The sequence below is a fragment of the Solirubrobacter soli DSM 22325 genome (assembly GCF_000423665.1).
GTDB classification, from domain to species: Bacteria; Actinomycetota; Thermoleophilia; order Solirubrobacterales; family Solirubrobacteraceae; genus Solirubrobacter; species Solirubrobacter soli.
In genome coordinates, this window is sequence record NZ_KE384071.1 from 143,583 (window position 1) to 158,507 (window position 14,925).

Consider the following 14,925-nt stretch of genomic DNA (forward strand, 5'->3'; position numbering starts at 1 on the left):
GCGGGGGCGTTTCGAAGACGTAAAAATTCCCACCGCGAACCACATCGGCGGGCGAAGCGAACAACTTAACTTCCGATCGCCTGCGCGAGGTCCTCGACCAGGTCTTCGGCAGCTTCGATCCCGCATGACAGCCGGACGAGATCCGCGGGCACCGCGGCGCCCGAGCCTTCGACCGACTGGTGCGTCATGGCCTGCGGGACCTCGATCAGCGACTCGACCCCGCCGAGCGACTCCGCCAGCGAGAAGATCTTCGTGCGCGAGACGATCCCGACCGCGTCCGGATGCCGGAACGAGACCATGCCCGAGAACCCGGGCCAGCGGATGTCATACGCGCCCTCGACGCCCTCGAGCCACGACACCATGACGCGCGCGTTCTCGGTGTGCGCGTTCATGCGCAGCACGAGCGTGCGCAGCCCGCGGTGGGTGAGGAAGGAGTCCAGCGGCCCCGGGACCGCGCCGATCGAGTTCTGCACGAACCGCACCGCCGCGTGGCGCTTCTCGTCGCGCACCACCACGGCCCCGCCGACGGCATCGGAGTGCCCGCCGAGGTACTTGGTCGTGGAGTGCACGGCGGCGTCGGCGCCCAGCTCGAGCGGCCGCTGGTAGACCGGCGTCGCGAACGTGTTGTCGACCGCGACGAACGCGCCGTTGGCACGCTCGATCACACCCGCCAGGTCGATCACCTTCAACGTCGGATTCGTCGGCGTCTCGACCCACACGAGCTTCGTGGAGCCGTTGACCGCCGCCGCGACCGCGTCGAGGTCCGTCTGGTCGACCATCGTGTAGTCGAGGCCCCAGCGCGACAGGACCTTGTCGACCAGCCGGTACGTCCCGCCGTACAGGTCGTCGGGGATGACCACGTGATCGCCCGCGTTGCAGACAGCGGTGATCAGCGCGTGCGTGGCCGCCATTCCGGACGAGAAGGCGCTCGCCAGGCCGCCCTCGAGCTCACCGAGCGCCCGCTCCAGCGCGGACCGGGTCGGGTTCGCCGAGCGCGAGTAGTCGTAGTCCTCGACGAACTGCCCGGGAGCGGGCTGCACGTACGTCGTCGACTGGTGGATCGCCGGCACGACCGACCCGTACGTCGGGTCCGGCTCGAGCCCCGCGTGGACGGCCTTGGTCGCGAAGCGGGTCATGCGATCACCAACGATTCGAGGAGGTCCGTCCGGGTCACGATGCCCACGGGCCGCCCGTGCTCGGACACGATCAGCGCCTGCGACTCGCCCGTCAGGAGCTCCACCGCCTCGCGCACCGGGTCCTTCGTCGAGACGCCGTTGAACGGCGCCTCCATCACGTCGTTGATCGTCGCCCCCATCACCGCCGGATCGCTCATCGCGGCGCGCAGCAGGCCGCGCTCACCCACGCTGCCCACCACCGTGTAGGGATCGTCCGCGGAGACGACCGGGAGCTGGGAGACGCTGTGCTCGTGCAGCAGCGAGATCGCCTCGCGCACGTGCTGGTCGGTCTGGACGACGACGAACGGCGGGATCTCCCCCGCGGCCGTCTTCTGGCGCAGGACGTCGCCGACCGTGCGGTCGCCGCCACGCTCCAGGAAGCCGTACTGCTGCATCCACTCGTCGTTGAAGATCTTCGAGAGGTAGCCGCGCCCGCCGTCGGGCAGGATCACGGCGACCATCGCGTCGGGGTCGTCGATGCCGGCCGCGACCTCGAGCGCCGCGTGCATCGCCAGCCCGCAGGAGCCGCCCACGAGCAGCCCTTCGGTCTCGGCCAGGCGGCGGGTGGTGAGGAACGAGTCGCGGTCGGAGACCGTCACGTAGCGGTCGACCACCGACGGGTCGTAGGTCGCCGGCCAGAAGTCCTCGCCCACGCCCTCCACGAGGTACGGGTGGACCTCCTCGTTGGAGTAGATCGAGCCGACGGGATCGGCGCCGATCACCTCGATCGCCGGGTTCTGTTCCTTGAGGTACTTCGCGATGCCGGAGATCGTCCCGCCGGTGCCGACCCCCGCCACGAAGTGGGTGAGCTTCCCGCCCGACTGGCGCCACAGCTCCGGGCCGGTCGTGGTGTAGTGGGTCTCCGGGTTGGCCGGGTTCGCGTACTGGTTGGGCTGGAACGCGCCCGGGATCTCCTTCGTCAGCCGGTCGGCGACCCGGTAGTAGGCCTGCGGCGACTCGGGCGACACGTCGGTCGGGCAGACCACGACCTCGGCGCCGTAGGCGCGCAGCAGGTCGATCTTCTCGCGCGACATCTTGTCGGGCATGACCGCGATCACGCGATAGCCCTTCAGGCGCGCGGCGATCGCGAGGCCCGTGCCGGTGTTGCCGGACGTCGGTTCGATGATCGTCCCGCCGGGGCGCAGGCGGCCGTCGCGCTCGGCGGCCTCGACCATGCGCATCGCCACGCGGTCCTTGATCGAGCCGCCCGGGTTGAAGTACTCGACCTTGGCGACGATCTGCGGCGCGCAACCCTGGCCGATCCGGCTCAGGCGTACGAGCGGCGTCTCACCAACGGTGTCGAGGATGGAGTCTTTGATCTCGGTCATGACGCGACGGCCTTGTAGCCGGTCTGGCCTCCTGGCAGTTCGGTCTTCTCCAGCTTGCCCTGCTCGATCAGCTTCGCGAGCGTGTTGTACGTCACCGCGCGGGAGATCTTCGTCACGTCGGAGATCTCCGCCGCGGTCGCGCCGGGACGGTCCCCGACCACGCTGAGGATCGCCTCGCGGTTGGCGCCCCGCGGCGCGCGCGTCCGGGCCTTGCGTGGGCTCGTGCCCTTGGTGGCCGCCGGACGGCTCGGCCCGGCGAACGGCGGCAACGCCAACGCCGCCTGCAGCCGCTCACGCTCACGCATGAGCGGCTCGACCCCGGCGAGCTCGCGATCGACCTCCTTGAGCCGATTTTCGAGGTCCCGCCGTAGGTCACCGATGAAGTCGCTCACGGCGCGTGAGGGTAGCGGGGCGCGAAAAACACCGCAATTTGCGGACAAATCGCCGAACGGGGAGGGACGAGAACCGCACCGATCCGCCTAAATGCTGCGAGAGGGCGAACGGAGAGGATTGCTGTAGTGGCGGCGTTGGGCGAACGCGGCGTGGCAGATGACGCGCGGAGGGTCGAGGCGATGGTCGCGCGGCACGGCGCCGCCGTCCTGCGCGTCGCGAACCAGTTCTCCCTCTGCCACGACGACGCCCTGGACGCCTACCAACGCGCGCTGGAGATCTACCTGCGCAAGCTCGCGACGGTCGACCCGGCCACCGAAGGGGCGTGGCTCCGGGTCGTCGTGAAGCATGAAGCGATGGCGATCCGGCGCGCGCGGCTGGCCTCCGTCGACCGCGAGGACGTCGACCTCGACACGAGCGTGCACCACGGCTTGCGCGATGTCGAAGACGAGGTCGCCGGCGGCGAGCGGGTGGACCGGTCGGTCGAGGCCCTGAAGGCCTTGAAGCCCGACGAGGCGCGGGCGCTGCTGCTGAAGGCCGAGGGTCTCTCCTACCAGGAGATCGGCCGCCACTTCGGGTGGACGTACACGAAACTCTGTGGCTCGGTTTGGCTCGGCGGTGGCGCGAGCGCGAACGCCTGCCACGGCCCCCGGTAGTTCTCGGTCGTGTATTGCTGGAAGACGCGCTCTCCGGCTCGGAGCCGCACGTCGGCGCGGAAGCATCCGTTGTTGATGTCCAGGTACACGCCTTGCATCGTCTTGCGTAGCGCGGCGTTGAGTTCGTCCACCCCGCGCGCTTGCTTGAGTTCGCCGCGCACCACACCCACGATCTCGCTGTAGTAGTCGAGTGCGGCGTCGTGGCTCGGGGCGGCTTCCCACTCCGCTACCCGCGCCTCGGCATCCCCGACCGTCACGGCCTGCGCGCTGGCGGCCTGCTCGGCGGGCATCACCGCGCGCAGCGCCGCGTCCGCCAGCGTCTCGTCGCTGTCCTCGAGCAGCCGGAGGTGTTGCTCCCGCAACCGTTGGACACGGCGCTCGAGGCCGCGCAGCTTCTCGCGCTCGCGCGCGAGGGCGGCACGCAACGCCTCCAACTCGCCGTCGCGATGCTCGGACTGCGCCAGCACCCACTGCGCGAGTTGCTGGCCGATGATGCTTTCCAGGTGCCGGAGTACCGCGCCCTCCGCCATCTCGCACGAGATAGGCGGCGCATCGCAGAGCCCCGAGTTCTGCATCACGCGTCGGCACCGGTAGCCGTAGCCGCCGAGCTTCGCGTAGTGGCGCACATAGAGCGTCCCGCCGCACCGCAGGCAGAACGCGAGCCCGCCGGAGAGCATCCGCTTCTGGCTCTGCGATGGCCTGCCGCCTTTCCGGGCTTGCACCGCCGCCGGGTCCATCCGCTCAAGCTCAGCGTTGATCCGCTCCCACCGCTCGCGCTCGATCACGGGCGGGTAGCCGGTGCCGCCGCAGTAGTCCTCGTTCCGCACGATGCGGCGCACTGAGCGCGCCTCCCACGGCTTGCCCCGGCGCGTCCGCAACCCGTCCGTGTTCAGCTTGCGGGCTACTTCGCCGGGCGTGCTCCCCGCCTCCACCGCGTCCATGATCGGGTGGTACACGGCCCCCATGCGCTCGTCGTTCACGACGCGCTGACTGCACCCCACGCCGTCCACGATGACGGGCACTGCGTCGTAGCCGTCTGGGAGCGCGCCCACCGGCTTGCCCGCGCGTGCCCGCCTCGCCAACCCGCGCGTCACCGCCCGGCTCTTACGCTCGCTGTCCGCGTTGTTCCGGTCGCCGCGTGAGGCCACGCTGCTCAGGTCGCGGAACGTGGCGTCGTCGTCTACGGAGCGGAGCCGGATCGTGCCCCCCTCGAACTTGAGCGCCCACAGCGCCAGCTCCACGAGGTGCCGCGCCTGCTTGCCATCCCCGCGCGCCAATCGGTCACTGTCCTGTACCCAAAGGTCGCATCGGCCGTGCTCGCGGGCCAGGCGTTCCGTGTGCTCCATCGCCCGCACGAGATCTTCGCCACGGTTGCCCTTCCACGCGCTCGCGTTCTCGTCCTTGTACTCGGCTTCGACGTGCTGCCCCGCTCTCTCGGCGGCGGCACGCGCGTCGTCTAGCTGCTCCGGGATCGAGTCGCGTTCGTCCGGTGTGCTCTTGGCCGCGTAAACGACGGCCGGTGGGGGTGCGTTACGCTCGTGAGCGCCCACGTTTGTCCTCTCTGTCTTGGCTTGGCTTCGTGGGCCGTGGCCTCGGAGCGTTGGCGCGCTCGCGAGGCCGACTACTTGGCCCGCCCCAATTGTACGGGCGGCCCCGGCAACTCGACCCGAAGCGGCGCCGGCATCTCGCCACTCAGCTAGGGACGCCCTCGCATCCGGGGTGAGTGCCCACTAACGTCCGGCCGGTACCGCGTTCCGCCGCGCAGCGGCAGGCCCGCATCCGGCCCTCGCCCATCCCTCCGAGGACCGCGCCGATCCCGACGTGCCCCATCGTTATGGACCTCAACGATGGGGCACGTGGCGTTTCATGGTGAACGCGCCGCGATGTGTGTACGTTCTGGGTACGGCGCGCCTCTAAATTGACCGGGGGAGCGACGGCGGCAGGTGAAACAGGCACCGATGCCGTGCCGGGGTGGTAGCTGGCGCGGGCCGCCGAACCCGAACGGTGCGAGGGATGCGGGCATCTTTCTCCCCCGTTGAACTCGCACCGTTCCGGGGCCGACTCACTCACAGCATTCTTTTTCACTGTGAGCCTCGACATGTGTGAGTGACCGTGCTTCATTCATCTCAGTTGCCCACCACCCACCGGCCACTGAGCCAGGGAGCACCACATGTCCGAGCAGACCGCCACCCCCACCCTCCGCGAGCAGGCCGACGCCGCCGCCGCCAAGCTGAGCACCGTGCAGGACGCCATCACGGCGATCACGGTGGAGCTGGAGAAGGGCGAGGCTAAGGGAGCCGCCAAGAGCAAGCTGACGAAGGCGCTCGGCAAGCTGGAGGCCGAGGCCGCCGCGCTGAAGCCCACCGCCGAGTTGTTCGCCACGAAGAGCGGCCGGAAGCGCCCCGCCGCCAGCGTGGCGAGCACAGACGGCGAGATCACCTGCAAGACGTGCGGTGAGACGCAGCCGGAGACCAAGTTCCCGACGATCAACAGCGCCAGCGGCAAGCGGGGCGAGGAGTGCCGCGCCTGCCAGCGTGAGCGCCGCGCCACGAAGGCCGCCGAGCGCGAGGCCGCCGCCGCACCGAAGCCGAGCGCCCGTAAGCGCGCCCCGAAGGCCGGGCCTGCCGAGCAGCGTGGGGCCGCCACCGAGGCCCCCGTGAGCGCGCCCGCCGCCGCGTAGCCACCACCGAACACCCGAGCAGCACCCGCGCCCCGGCTAGCCACCGGGGCGCTTTGCTGTGCGGCCCCGTGCGGGCCGCGTGAGCCCGAGGACCGGCAGGCCCCTACTCACGGCCCGGCCGCCGCTCCCTCGGCCTGAGAGCGGGCTACGCTCCCGCCGAGCGGTGGAGGGCTCACCCTAGGAGGTCAGCCGTGCTCACCGGGTCCCATCAGCCCGGACGCGTCGGTGCCGAAGCCGCTCACCTCTGCCGTGTCCCGGCCGCGTCTGCGCCCCGGTGCCCGAACCGCTCGGACACCACCCGAGGCCGCCGGCATCAATTCCCGTGACGACCGCCGACGACGTGCGACAGCGGCACGTTCCCTCACACATCCGGCCCGCATCCGACCCGAAGGAGGGGGGGCGGGGTCGCATCGCCGACCGCCCGCCGGGGCGGCACCCGGCAGGTGCTCACCGCGCGCGCCGCGCCATCGTGTTACGGGAGGTGACAGTAACTTCCCGTGGTGTTCGTGGGGAACGCCCAGATTGTGATGTTCTGAGTGTTCGTGTACATCGTTGAGTTATGCCGTATGTGAACATCTACCTCAGCGATGAGGTAAAAGAGCGGTTCGACTCAGCTCGCGGTGATGTGAGTGCAAGTCGATGGGCCGCCAGAGCCATCGAGCAGCGGTTGGAACGTGAACCGCCGCCGGAGCTGGTGAACACTGAACCGTTGCTCGGGATGGGCCGGGGCCGCATGGGCGGTCCGCGGTCGTCAAAGCGCAAGCCGAGGGGTGAGCGATGAACCGCCAGCAATGGGTGACGGCGCTCGTGCTCGTCCTCGTGTTCATCGCGTTGATGTATGGGTTCGTGCTGCCGCTCGTGCACAGCGTCCAGGACACCGTGGGGGCCGCGCAGACGGCCACGCAGACGGCGCAGCAAACCGCGAGCGCCATGCAAGCGATGGCCGCGTCGATGAAGCGCCTACAGGCCGCCATCGACCCCGACAGCGACGCCGCCAAGAACGTCGCCACGAAGGAAGCGCAGAAGGCGTGGTGCAAGGACTGGCAACACGGGTTCAAGCCGTGGGACCCGGAGGTCAGCGGCACCGGCTGGTTCCTGAAGATGCCGAGCGGCCCCGGCAAGCACTACGCGACGGAGGACGAGGCGCGGGCGGAGGCGCAGCGGCTCGCGGAGCAGTTCGGAGAGAAGGCGGGGTGCTGACGTGGTTATCCGGACGATCGATGTGGTGGAGCGGGCGCTCCGGCACGCGCCGCTCCTCGTAGCGCTCGCCGTCTGGTTCGTCGCGGTGGCGGTGCTCGGGAGCGTGCTCGGCACGGTCGCCGCCTACGGGGGCGGGTGGTGGCTCGCCAGGGACGCGATGCGCGGGCTGCATCGGCGGTACGGCCCGGCGGTGCTCGTCGCCGCCGTCGCGCTCATCGTCTGGGAGTTTGCGGTGAACGCGCTCGGGTTGTGGCTCGGCACCGCCGGGACGCTCGCGACGGTGGCGCTCACGGTGTGGGCGAACTGGCCGTGGTTCCGGGCTCAGTGGCGTGTCCTCCGGGCGTGGCGGGATTGGCGGAGGGCGTGCGCGGCGTGCGGGCTCTCCCGCCCGGATCGCCCGGCCCCGAGGTTGCGGAGGTTCGCGAACTCCCGCGTGGGGATCGAGCTCACCGTCGATTGTGGGCACGGGTGGACCGCGAGCGATGTGGAGCGAGCCGCACCCGGCCTTGCATCGTGGTACCGGGCACGGGAGGTGCGAGTGAGCCAGGACACGGCCGACGCGGGCCGCTGCACGGTGCTTGTCGTGGCCCGCGACCCACTTGCCCGGATGGCGGGCACCCCGTGGCCCAACCTAGACGCCATCGGGCTCAGCATGTGGGACCCCATCCCGCTCGCGCTGGATGCGAACGGCCAAACCAGACGAATCCGGCTCCCCGACAGCCACCTGCTCATCGGCGGCGAACCCGGCGGCGGCAAATCCGTCGCCATGTCGATGATCGTCGCTACCGCCGCGCTCGACACAACCTGCACCGTGTTCGCGCTCGACGGCAAGCAAGTCGACCTCGTGCCGTGGGAGAACTCGTGTGCCGCGTTCGCCGGGGCCAACATGGAAGATGCGCTCACGGTCCTGCGGGACGCCGAAGTCTGGATGGACAGCGCATACGCGGCGCTCCGGGCCGCCGGTAAGCGCAAGGTCACCGAGGGCGATCCGCTCGGCGTGCTCGTTGTCGATGAGCTGGCGTACTACGCGAACTCGGGCAAGACCAGCAAGGAGTTCAACGGCAAGCTCCGCGATCTCGTGGCACGCGGGAGGGCCGCCGGCTTGATTGTTGTGGCCGCCACGCAGAAGCCGAGCACCGACACCATCCCGTCCTCGATCCGTGACCTGTTCCCGGCCCGGTGGGCGCTGCGCTGCTCCACCCCGGAAGCCTCGGACACCGTGCTCGGCAAGGGCCGCGCGGCAGCGGGCACGGACGCCTCCCGCATCGCCCGTGAAGCCAGGGGCACCGGGTACGTTCTCGATGAAGGATCCGCGCCCGTGCTGTGCCGCTCTTACTTCATCAGCGATGACCAGCTAGAGGCCTTGGCAGGGAGGGCCGCCAACCAACGCAGCGCAGGGCCGCCCACGCACTCCCTCCCCGGTGCGGTCGGTGTTGTCGCTCCGGGTGCGGTGCCCGGTGGCGGGGAGGTGGGGATGGGGAGCGGCGAGCACGCACGAAGTGCGAGCGCAGTCGGGGAGCCTTTCCCCGCGCTCTCCCCTTCCCCGGCGGTAGTCGTCCCGGGTCCGGGGGGTCCTGAGCCGGGCGTGTCGGGTGGGGGGAAGGAACCCGTGGCGGCCAGGGCTCACGGGGCGGGGGGCCAGTGGGGGCCGCTTATCGCGGTGGAGCTGGCGGAGCGGCCGGGCAGCAACGCGGAGATCGCGCGGCGGCTCGGGTGCGACCGGACGACGGTGGCGTACCACCGGAGGCGGCTCGCTACGTCTGATCTGTCGTGACGGTTGTGACGCGACGCATATGTCCGCCATAGCCGGTAGCGTCACGACTTGACTAGTCATCCGTGGCTAGCGGTACAGGAGCGCCCGCCCCGTAGCTTCATCTCGCCAAAGGTTCCGCTACGGGGCGGGAACCTGCTTGCCATGCCTGAGGGGTTATACGGATCGTCCCGGTCGGTACCGGGCGGTGTCCGGGCGTTGGCCGGACACGATTTGACACCAGTTGACATCTTTGGACACCGTTGGACACCGTGGTTGCCGTCACGGGGTTCCGCGAGAGCGCGCGAAAACCCGCATTCGCCCGTAAAAGCCCTCCGAAGCGAACGCCGACGCGCCAACTTGGTTCCGCAGGTGCGGTTGCGGTCCCCCTGGCCCCGGATTTCGCCCGGCTCGAACCTGTGTCCGGAGGTGCTGAGCCCGGAGCCCTGGGTGGCAGGACTCCGGGCGGCGAGGTGCGGCTACCGGGGCGCGGGTGGTTTGCGCCGGGGCGGGGTGCCGCCGTAGCCCCGGTGCACGATGTGCGGGTCTGGCGCGGCGGCCTCGTCGCGCAGCGCCCGGATCTCGTCCACGGTCACGCCGAGGTCCCTGGCGAGCTTGTAATCGCCCCGGGGGTCCGTGAGGGCCGCGCGCTTGATCCACGGCGCGATGGTGCGAGTCTTCACCCGCCTCATCCGAACCCCCCGGCGCGGGCGTGCGTCTCCGTGAGGAGCACGTAAACGACGCGGCCGTCGAGGTCGGGTTCGTTGCGGCGCACGTAGGAGGCTTCGCGCGGCCCGAACTCGGAGCGCTCGAAGACGCGTAGCTGGCGCGGTAGGTCTTCTGCGTCACGGTCCTGGCAGCGGCCGTCGAATGGCCCGCCGTGGAACGTGGCGGTCACTGGCGCGTTCATGGCTACTTGATCTTCAGTGCCCTGAACGCGCTGGGCACGAGGACGGTGGACGTGTTCCGCCAGAACGCGTACAGCCCGCGCTTGCCCATCGGGCGGCGGTTCGGCCCCATCACGTGCTGCACGAACTCGACGCTCAAGCCGACCCGGTCCGCGATGAGGAACTGCTTCCAGTCCCCCGCGATCATGAACACGTTGCCGGTGCTCACGGCACCGTTCATCGCGGACCACTCGAACTTACGCCGTCCGATCATTGCCCCCTCGCGCGTCGGGAGCAGCGGCGGCGTTGGGCCGTTCCCGCCGACGAGCTGGTACGCGTAGTCGAACGCCACCGGGGAGGCGGCCACGGCCGTGCGCTGCTGCCACCGCGTCGGCACCGCCTGAAGCAGCGTGTACACGTCGCCCACCGCGAACGTCGCCGAGCCCGCGCCCGTCACCACGGCGATGGCGAGGGTGCCGGTGCCGCCCATGATTCCGCGTGGCTCGTCCACGCCTGTGCCGTCGTAGAACTTCTGGTTCTCGAGGTTGTTCTTGGCGTCGCGGAGCAGGCCGCCGAGCTCGGCCTGGAGGCCCTGCCAGTCCTGCCCGATCTCGATCGAGTATTCGATCCATGCCTGGGCCTTCGCGGTGTCCGCCTCCGGCTGCCCGAACGTCGGCGTGTCGTCGCTGACCTCGCTCAACTCGGGGTCGTAGGAGGCGACGACACCGGCGCTCGTGACGCCCTTCCACTTGTCGGTGGAGATCGTCTCGACGCGGGCGAAATCGCGCACGCCGCTGTAGCTGCCGTCGTTGGTCAGCATGATCGTCGGATCGAGCGTGAGCGGAAGGGCGTAACCGCCCGCCGAGCCGGTACCCACCGCCATGGCGCGCACCGCCTCGGCCTCGATGACCTCCTGCCACGCCGCGCTCTCCTTCTCGGTGAAGCTCAGGTGCGCCAACGCGCCGCGCGTTGCGACCTTGTGGAACGCGCCCGCGTAGGCCGGGTCTGCCACCGCCGCGAGGTACCGGCTGTCCATGCCGGTCCGATCCCCGGTGCGCACGAACGCGTCGAGTCGGTCGCCGGCCTCGGGGCTGAGAACATCGGCGTTGCGCTCGATGGCGCGGAGCGCGTTGTTCCGGTAGTGGTGCGGGGAGCGCTGCGAGGGGTGCTCCGCCTCCACGCGGCGGGTGTGGAACGTCGCTCCGCGTTCGGTGCCGGGGCCGCCTCCGTTGCGGGTGAGTTCGGCGATGCGCTCGGAGCGTGCTCGCGCATGTTCGAGCTGCTCGTTGACCGCGTTCCAGCGGAGGCGGGCTGGCTCGTCCATCAGCCTGCCCGCGTACTCGGCGTCGAGATCTCGGAGCGCCTCGACCATCTCGTCGGTGTCCCGGTACTCGTACGTGACGCCGCCGACTGTGACTCTGAACACTTCTGCACCTCACAGGTGTGAATCTCCCTGTGAAGTGCCGTGCGCGGCGGCTTCACCCGAACGGGCTCATCGTAACCGGGTGTGCAAGATGAGCGAGTGCCTTTGGAGTTACTCGAACTGCCTGAGTACCGAGTGTTCAGGCTGCTACTTGAGGAACAACTCGTTGCCGGGTGGGACTTCGATACAGCGTGGCAGCGGGCGGCGGAGTACACGCACGCGGACGGGGATGCGCGCTTGGCCGCCGCCCGGCACCGCTGGCGGCCCGTCTACAGCGGGGGGTGCAGCAACCCTCTGAGGCCGAGAGACACCCCGCCACCGAAGCCGCTACGTAATCCAGCGCACCCCGTCCGCACGCCCGAGCCCGCCGTGCTCGAACGCGAGTACAGGCCCATCTCGGAGTTGCCGCCGCCCGCACCCATCGGCACGTGCCGCATCTGCGGCGACCCCGAGCACATAGGAGGCCTGTGCGGCTACCACTACATCGTTAGCGGCCGGACAGTGCCGTCGGCACCCACTACCCCTTGAAGTCGTTGAAGGCTTTGAGCAACTTCATCGTGGAATCGTGGTCGAGGCCCTCACCCTCGAAGCGGACCTCGTAGAGCCCTTGGAGGTTGGAGGGAAGCGTCGTGCCCTTCTCCACCAGCAGGATGAAGCGCCCCGCGTAGAGGGCCATTGCCGCGCCGATCTCGATCAGCACGTTCTGGTTGACCATCTTGTACTCGTTGCCGTCCTCGTCCTTGACGAGCCTCTCGGTGCCCACGTGGATGATGCCCGCGCCGCACGAGCGCATGTCGTCCATCACTTTGTCCGGCACCGGCTTCGAGATCGTCTCGTGCTCCACCGACACGACGGGCTCGAAATCTCCGTAGGCGAGAAGTTCCTTGAGTTGCGCCACGACCTTCTTGTTCTTGCCGTGGCTGATGAAAACGCGCCGGTTCGGCTTGAGCGCCTCCTCCACGACGGCCGGGGGCACGGGTGCCTGCGGCTGCGCGATGCGCTTAGCAACCGCCACGTCCTCCGCTGTCAAGCTATTCGGAAGCGCCGCTTGCTCGTCGGTATCGGCGTCCTCGTCGTACAGCAGGTCCGTATCGGTAGCGGCGGTGTGCGCGGACTGCAAGTTGACGTACTTCTTGCCGTTGATCTCCGTCAGGAGGCCAAGGCCGTCCGCGCTTTCCACGATGAGTTCGAGCGTGCGTTCCGTGGCGCTGGCGGCCACGCCCATGGCCTCAAGGACGTTCTGGCCGATATCCGCTCGCGGCAGCGGAGAGCCATCGTACTTTTCTAGGAACTCTCGAACCACCCGTGGCCGCAGCACGGCCTCGCGCTTTGCGGTCTGGTCGTCGCCCTCCAATGTGGGAGCGACCACCCGAAGTCCCAACTCGGTGATGGAGATCGACGACGCGTTGGGTCCGCCCTCCGTGAAACCGTAGGCAATGGACGCTCCTGCCAACATCCGGAACGTTCCAGTCGTAGGTGCCATGTTCATCGCCGCCGCAACGTCGAGTGGTCGCGTGGGCTGCTTGCCGTAGTGCTCGGCGATGGCCCGCGGAATCCGCAGCGCCTCCTCGATCGTGTGCCGGGGCACGTCGGCCTGGCTCACGTAGTTCCGCCCGGCGGGCTTCGAGGTGGCCGGAGTGGCCGGGGCGGCCTTCGGCTTGGGCTTGGCTTTCGCCTTCGGTTTGGCGGGTTCGTTCTTTGATGCCACGCCCTCTTTGTATCAACGGTCACGGACGGCGTTCAAAACGCGCCGCGCACTTCGGGCTTCTTGCGTGGTAGTGGCGCTACTCGCTTCCGGCCTCCAGCGCGGCGATCTCCGCCCGCAGCTGATCGCCCCACGCACCCCGCACCGCCAGTTCGTCCCGCGTGCGGGTAAGCAGCACCTCCGGCCGCACGAATTCTCGATCGCACGGCAGCGCCACTAGATCGTTGCCGTCCAAGTCGAGCGCATGAAGCAGCCCAACGTCGTCCGGCTCGTACGGTGGGTTCCCTTGTCCGTAAATCCAGATCGTCACCGTAGTTCCCTTCGTTGCTGTTCTCACCTGAGCCCAGGCCCATCCAATGAAGAAGGAAACGTTGGCGGGGCTCGGAGCGTACTGCCCCCATTCTGGGAGACAGTAACGCTTTGAGGTATCCAACGAAGTGAGGTATCGACGGAGACTCATCGCTGCGGGGACTCAAGTGACGCCAGGTACCAGCTTCCTCGTCTCGTCCCCACCCTGCCAGCGCTCGCGCGCTCTGGACTTTCAATCCGTACCGGGCTCAGTACGGCTCTGGTGATTCGAGCCCCCCGGCTATCCGACGCCGTTCGCCTTATCCGCCTGCCTATTGAAGCGAGTGAGAGTTGCGAGGCTCTTCCAACTTTTCACTCACCGAGGAGGTAACAGCGTGTTACGCTGCGCTCACTCTCTGTGCTCACGGGGAAACGTACAACGCCTCTCAGGAACGGGCTCAAATTCCTGGGAGGCGTTTTTACGTTCAAGTGTGTGTCACTTCACCCCCGGTGCCGGTATCTCGCTCTGCTCCGGGGCGCAGCACCCCGCCTTACGGGCCGGGGAGCGCCTGAGCGGCCCCACAGGCGTGCCAGGTGGCACCGGCAAGCTGAGCGGTGGGAGCGCGAGCCCCCCACTCCAAACCCCGCCATTGACCAAGGTCAACCGGTCGATCACCGAGGGTCGCGCGCGGTTCCTGAAGGTCTTCTCGCGGCTCGAGGCGGGCGAGGAGTGCTCGGCGCACGAGGACGCGTTGAACGCGCTCGCGGCGGGGACGGCGACGAGCGCCGACGTGGTCTCGATCCGCCCGCACCTGCGCCACTGCGCGACGTGCCGGGCGGCGGTGCGCGACATGCGCTTCTCGCGGACGCGGCGGCTCGCGCTCCTGCTGCCGTTCGGGTGGCTCGCGCGGCTCTTGTCGCGGTCGGAGGTGGCGTTGTACTCGTCGGCGGGCGGTGGGCGATTCGGTCCGGCGGCCGCGGTGCTGGGGATCTGTCTCGGCGGCGGGGTCGCGGGCGCGGCGTGCGTGATGACGGGCGCGGTGCCGGCGCCGCCGATCATCGCCCACATCGCGAGTGATCCACCGAAGGCGAAGCCGCCGAAGCGGGTGGAGACCAAGAAGCGCTCGCCGGCGCGCGTGGCGAGGGTCACGCCGACCCCGGTCGCCACGCCGTTCGCCCGCGCGACCGCCACTGCGACCGCGGCGCCGCGGGTGAAGACCGTGCGCACGAAGGCGGCGGCGAAGAAGAAGCACCCGGTGGCCGCCGCGAGCCGCGACGAGTTCACGTTCGAAGGCGCGGCCGGCTCGGGCGGGGCGACGACGCCGCCGCGCGCGTCCGCCGCGAGCGTGAAGTCGGGCGGCGGCAGCACGAAGTCGGCGTCATCGGGGAGCGGCAGCGGCGGCGGCGGCGAGTTCGGCTTCGAGGGCGGCTGACAAGATCCGC

14 protein-coding genes are annotated in these 14,925 nt (G+C 69.4%); 5 read left to right on the top strand and 9 right to left on the bottom strand.

The features are described from left to right. Positions 1–65: 65 nt before the first annotated feature. The 3 genes from G569_RS0136500 to G569_RS0136510 are packed head-to-tail and all read right to left on the bottom strand — an operon-like array spanning position 66 to position 2,895. The gene (locus G569_RS0136500) at positions 66–1,136 is read right to left on the bottom strand and encodes an aminotransferase class I/II-fold pyridoxal phosphate-dependent enzyme (RefSeq protein ID WP_028067067.1); all 1,071 of its coding nucleotides are present in this window, start codon (positions 1,134–1,136) and stop codon (positions 66–68) included. Next, on the bottom strand, positions 1,133–2,503 hold the full coding sequence (locus G569_RS0136505) for a cystathionine beta-synthase (protein ID WP_028067068.1): 1,371 nt from the start codon (positions 2,501–2,503) through the stop codon (positions 1,133–1,135). Before G569_RS0136505 ends, G569_RS0136500 begins: the two co-directional genes overlap by 4 nt. Then, positions 2,500–2,895, bottom strand: coding sequence for a MarR family transcriptional regulator (locus tag G569_RS0136510; RefSeq protein WP_028067069.1), 396 nt, complete (start codon positions 2,893–2,895; stop codon positions 2,500–2,502). The genes G569_RS0136505 and G569_RS0136510 overlap by 4 nt, the downstream gene beginning before the upstream one ends. A 180-nt stretch (positions 2,896–3,075) precedes the next feature. Here G569_RS0136510 and G569_RS0136515 point away from each other — a divergent pair, with 180 nt between their 5' ends. Further along, entirely contained in the window at positions 3,076–3,549 is a 474-nt protein-coding gene (locus G569_RS0136515) for an RNA polymerase sigma factor (RefSeq protein WP_037501766.1), read from the top strand. On the opposite strand, the gene G569_RS0136520 is transcribed toward G569_RS0136515, so the two are convergent. After that, a complete protein-coding gene (locus G569_RS0136520; protein WP_028067071.1) occupies positions 3,444–5,099 on the bottom strand; it encodes a recombinase family protein in 1,656 nt (551 codons plus the stop codon). The genes G569_RS0136515 and G569_RS0136520 overlap by 106 nt on opposite strands. A 620-nt stretch (positions 5,100–5,719) precedes the next feature. On the opposite strand from G569_RS0136520, the gene G569_RS0136525 reads away from it, so the two are divergent. The 3 genes from G569_RS0136525 (at position 5,720) to G569_RS59805 (ending at position 9,203) form a co-directional block, all read left to right on the top strand. Continuing rightward, positions 5,720–6,229, top strand: a complete 510-nt coding sequence (locus G569_RS0136525; RefSeq protein WP_028067072.1) for a hypothetical protein — start codon at positions 5,720–5,722, stop codon at positions 6,227–6,229. Between the two features lie 777 nt (positions 6,230–7,006). After that, positions 7,007–7,429, top strand: a complete 423-nt coding sequence (locus G569_RS0136530) for a hypothetical protein (protein WP_028067073.1) — start codon at positions 7,007–7,009, stop codon at positions 7,427–7,429. A 25-nt stretch (positions 7,430–7,454) separates the two neighbouring features. Then, complete coding sequence (locus G569_RS59805; RefSeq protein ID WP_157592558.1) at positions 7,455–9,203, top strand: FtsK/SpoIIIE domain-containing protein; 1,749 nt, start codon at positions 7,455–7,457, stop codon at positions 9,201–9,203. Between the two features lie 455 nt (positions 9,204–9,658). Here G569_RS59805 and G569_RS0136540 read toward each other — a convergent pair whose 3' ends face one another. The 5 genes from G569_RS0136540 to G569_RS0136560 form a co-directional block, all read right to left on the bottom strand. After that, positions 9,659–9,862 (bottom strand): hypothetical protein, encoded by a 204-nt coding sequence (locus G569_RS0136540; RefSeq protein ID WP_028067074.1) that lies wholly within the window; start codon positions 9,860–9,862, stop codon positions 9,659–9,661. Between the two features lie 5 nt (positions 9,863–9,867). Beyond that, positions 9,868–10,089: a hypothetical protein gene (locus G569_RS0136545; RefSeq protein ID WP_028067075.1), complete on the bottom strand. Its 222-nt coding sequence runs from the start codon at positions 10,087–10,089 to the stop codon at positions 9,868–9,870. A gap of 2 nt (positions 10,090–10,091) precedes the next feature. Continuing rightward, on the bottom strand, positions 10,092–11,492 hold the full coding sequence (locus G569_RS0136550; protein ID WP_028067076.1) for a phage major capsid protein: 1,401 nt from the start codon (positions 11,490–11,492) through the stop codon (positions 10,092–10,094). 514 nt (positions 11,493–12,006) lie between these two features. Further along, positions 12,007–13,197 carry a TIR domain-containing protein gene (locus tag G569_RS0136555; RefSeq protein WP_157592559.1) on the bottom strand — a complete coding sequence of 397 codons (1,191 nt, stop codon included), beginning with the start codon at positions 13,195–13,197 and terminating at the stop codon, positions 12,007–12,009. A gap of 76 nt (positions 13,198–13,273) precedes the next feature. Beyond that, the gene (locus tag G569_RS0136560; RefSeq protein WP_028067078.1) at positions 13,274–13,504 is read right to left on the bottom strand and encodes a hypothetical protein; all 231 of its coding nucleotides are present in this window, start codon (positions 13,502–13,504) and stop codon (positions 13,274–13,276) included. Between the two features lie 628 nt (positions 13,505–14,132). On the opposite strand from G569_RS0136560, the gene G569_RS0136565 reads away from it, so the two are divergent. After that, positions 14,133–14,915: a hypothetical protein gene (locus tag G569_RS0136565; protein ID WP_028067079.1), complete on the top strand. Its 783-nt coding sequence runs from the start codon at positions 14,133–14,135 to the stop codon at positions 14,913–14,915. The last annotated feature ends 10 nt before the right edge of the window (positions 14,916–14,925 follow it).

Bases quoted from the DNA above. Each gene is read 5' to 3' on its own strand.
- G569_RS0136500 (WP_028067067.1), bottom strand. From the start codon at position 1,136: ATGACCCGCTTCGCGACCAAGGCCGTCCACGCGGGGCTCGAGCCGGAC.
- G569_RS0136505 (WP_028067068.1), bottom strand. From the start codon at position 2,503: ATGACCGAGATCAAAGACTCCATCCTCGACACCGTTGGTGAGACGCCG.
- G569_RS0136515 (WP_037501766.1), top strand. From the start codon at position 3,076: ATGGTCGCGCGGCACGGCGCCGCCGTCCTGCGCGTCGCGAACCAGTTC.
- G569_RS0136525 (WP_028067072.1), top strand. From the start codon at position 5,720: ATGTCCGAGCAGACCGCCACCCCCACCCTCCGCGAGCAGGCCGACGCC.
- G569_RS0136530 (WP_028067073.1), top strand. From the start codon at position 7,007: ATGAACCGCCAGCAATGGGTGACGGCGCTCGTGCTCGTCCTCGTGTTC.
- G569_RS0136545 (WP_028067075.1), bottom strand. From the start codon at position 10,089: ATGAACGCGCCAGTGACCGCCACGTTCCACGGCGGGCCATTCGACGGC.